This is a genomic window from Ruegeria sp. C11, from assembly GCF_056537725.1.
Genome location: NZ_JBQFSB010000024.1, coordinates 1 through 3,226, shown reverse-complemented (window position 1 = coordinate 3,226; position 3,226 = coordinate 1). Strand labels below are relative to the sequence as shown.

Here is a 3,226-nt window from a genome sequence, read left to right as displayed (position 1 = left end):
TCAGGTTGTCCTGCTGGCGCACGCCGTAATGCACCGCGTTGAACCACTTGCCCGACTGGTTGGGGGCCGCGCCGTGGGTCAGGTGACCGCCGGCATCCAGGCTCATGCCCAGAATGGTGTCGCCGGGTTTGATCAGTGCCTGAAACACGCCCTGGTTGGCTTGGCTGCCCGAGTTCGGCTGAACGTTGGCAAAACCGCAGCCGAACAGTTCCTTGGCACGGTCGATGGCCAGGTTCTCGGCGATATCAACGAACTGGCAGCCGCCATAGTAGCGGCGACCGGGATAGCCTTCGGCGTATTTGTTGGTCATCACTGAGCCCTGCGCCTCCATCACGGCGGCGCTGACAATGTTCTCGCTGGCAATCAGCTCGATCTCGTCGCGCTGGCGGCCAAGTTCAGACGTGATCGAACCGAAAAGCTCGGGGTCACGCTCCGAAAGAGACTGGGTAAAGAAATTGTTGGGGCGATGGGGGGCGTTCACGTCGTCTATCTCCTGATTATTGAGTTAACCGGTCCAGCCGAGGCCAGCCGAAATCGCGTTCATGGATTGCAGCAATGGAACGGGAACGGTTCCGTTCTGCGGTTCATTCCGGGTCTGGCGCAGCAAATCCACCTGCAGCGCATGAATACGGTTTAACTCTGCCCGCTTGCGTTCAAAACGCTCGCACAAGTGCGGGAACCGATGGCCAATTTCCCGCCCCCCGGTCAAAAACCGGATGGCGCTGCAGGTACTGTCGTATTCGTTGGTAATTGCGGTGAGGATGCGTCGGCGGGTTCCCGCGTCACTGACCAGTTCCGCATAGCTTGCGGCAATGGACATGTCCGTCTGGTAAAGCGATTTTTCCATTTCATCGACCGCCAGACGAAACAGACGGGACTGACGGAACAGGTCATGCAGCACCTCGTCGCCGCGCGCACCCCGGAACCTGCGGAAACTGTTCATTGCGGCCCCGAACCCGTACCAACCGGTGATCAGATGGCGGTTCTGAGACCACGCAAACACCCACGGGATGGCGCGCAGATCATCCAGGCTTGCGGCCCCAAACCGGCGGGTCGGACGCGAGCCTATTTTCAGGCGGGCCAGTTCCTCGACCGGACTGGCCTGCTGGAAATAATCCAGAAATCCGGGCAATTCGAGCAGCGAGACATAGGCCGTCTGCGACAATTCCGATAGCGCATCCATGGCGTCTTGGAATTCGGGGCGCACTGGCGCTTCGCTGCTGTCTGCTGTGTGGCACAGTGTGCTGGACAGCAGCAGCTCCAGATGGGCGGCGGCGGTTCCACGGTTGGCATACTTGGCCGAGACGACCTCGCCCTGTTCCGTCACCCGAAGCCGTCCAGAAATGGTTCCTTTCGGTTGTGCGGCAATCGCACGTTCGGTCGGAGCCCCGCCGCGACTGACGGAGCCACCGCGACCATGAAAAAAGGCTGCTCGAAATCCCTGAGAGGCCAGCGCGGACACGATCCTGCGCTGCGCGCGGTCCAGTTCACACGTTGAACAGAAGAAACCCCCGTCCTTTCCGCTGTCCGAATATCCCAGCATCACCTCAATCTTGTTCCCCCCGGTCTTTAGGCTGCGCCGGGCCAGAGGAACATCGAGAACCTCAAGCAGGATCGAGGGTGCATTGCGCAGATCGGCAATGGTTTCGAACAGCGGCACCACCGATATGTCGAGCGTTTCCGCCCCGAACCCGGCATAGCGCGCCAACAGATAGACGCCCAGAATGTCATCCGCCGATCGGGTCATCGACAGGATGAACGGGCCCATTGCGCGGGGGTCGGGACCGGTGCGAACGGAATGAACCAGTGAAAGCAGCGCCAGCAATTCCCTCGCCTGATCGCTCAAGTCATTTTGAATAAGGTCCGGCAAATCAGGATTGGCCAGCTCGGCCCGCAGGCGGGTGGACCATTCACGCGTTCCATACTCGGGTGCGGCGCCGTACATGTCCCAAATTTCGGTCAGGACATTGGTGGTCACGGTCGAGTTCTGGCGAATGTCCAACGTTGTGGTTCGGAACCCGAAAACCGATGCCGAGCGGCGCAATGGCCGGATATACTGACGTGCCAGTAGATCGGCGTTGACCGAGCACAATGCCGCATCAAGCGTTTCGAGATCCGCGATGAATTGCGTCGTGTGGTCATAACCCTGATGCTGCAGAAGATGGCCGATCGCAGTGAGCGCCTGCCGGAAAGGTTCGTTTGCGTTTCGACCACTGTCGGGTGCACGATCTGTGATGTCCTGCAGGCGTGCGGCGTGGGCCTCAGGCAGGGGCAGGATCAGCGAGCTGATGCTCAGCCGACCGGCGGCCTCATCGATAGCCTCGCGATACATATCGATTGCCGACTCGCGTCCGCGCTGCAGCGCCAGCGCGGTCATCTCGGTTGTGACGTTCGGATTACCGTCCCGGTCACCGCCAATCCAGCTGTGAAACCGCAGGTTCGGCGCAGTCGGCAAGATCTGCCCCAGCACATCCTGACACGCGTGATCGAACCTTTGCATGACCTGTGGTACAGCGTCGAAAATTGCGTCACGGAAAAACTGCAACCCCCACTCGATCTCGTCCCTGAGGCTGGGGCGGGTAAGGCGCAGTTCTCCGGTCATCCACAACAGATCGATCTCGCCCTCAAGCGCATTCAGCAGTTCAGCCCGCTCAGTCGGCGTCCAGCGCTGCGCCTCAAGGCTGACAAGGTGGCGATAGATACGGCGATGTATCTCCAGTACGGTGACGCGCTTGGCTTCGGTCGGGTGCGCGGTAAGGGTCGGACCGACAACAAGGTATCCGGCCAATTGCCCGATTTGGCTGTTGGTCAGGGAGAGGTTCGACAGCGCCTCGGCGAACCCGCCTTCGACTGTTGCAGGGCCATCGCGGGTTTCCGTCAACCGGCGATTTCTGACAGCTGCATTTTCCTCGATGATACGCAGCAGCTGGAACCAGATCGACAGCGCCTGCAGATAAGGTGTGGCAGCTGGTCCCGTGGGCAGAGATCCCGGCGTCAGGGCATCGGCCCAAGCCGCGACATGGGGCGCCCTCTTCGACAGAATGTTACGCCACAGCCTGTGCAGTTCGCTCCGCAGTCCTTCGGCATAGGCCGAAGACGCATTCGATGGATATTCGTCCTTTGCCGCTGTTTGCATCAAATCACTCTGTCTTGAGGTTTTTTACCGTTGAAGAATTGGTTGAGGTTTTTGATGACGCGGAACCCCATTGCTTCGCGGGCCTCGCGT

At 60.0% G+C, this 3,226-nt stretch carries 2 protein-coding genes; both read right to left on the bottom strand.

Annotated features, from left to right (window positions below):
• Nucleotides 1-481, bottom strand: a 481-nt coding sequence (locus ACR0NA_RS21600) for a PLP-dependent aminotransferase family protein (protein WP_480732616.1), incomplete at its 3' end; no start/stop codon positions are given.
• Nucleotides 482-505: 24 nt separating this feature from the next.
• Nucleotides 506-3,136, bottom strand: a complete 2,631-nt coding sequence (locus ACR0NA_RS21595) for a phosphoenolpyruvate carboxylase (protein ID WP_480732614.1) — start codon at nt 3,134-3,136, stop codon at nt 506-508.
• Between the last annotated feature and the right edge of the window lie 90 nt (nt 3,137-3,226).

Excerpts from the sequence above, each read along its gene's own strand:
- ACR0NA_RS21595 (WP_480732614.1), bottom strand. The coding sequence starts at position 3,136 with ATGCAAACAGCGGCAAAGGACGAATATCCATCGAATGCGTCTTCGGCC.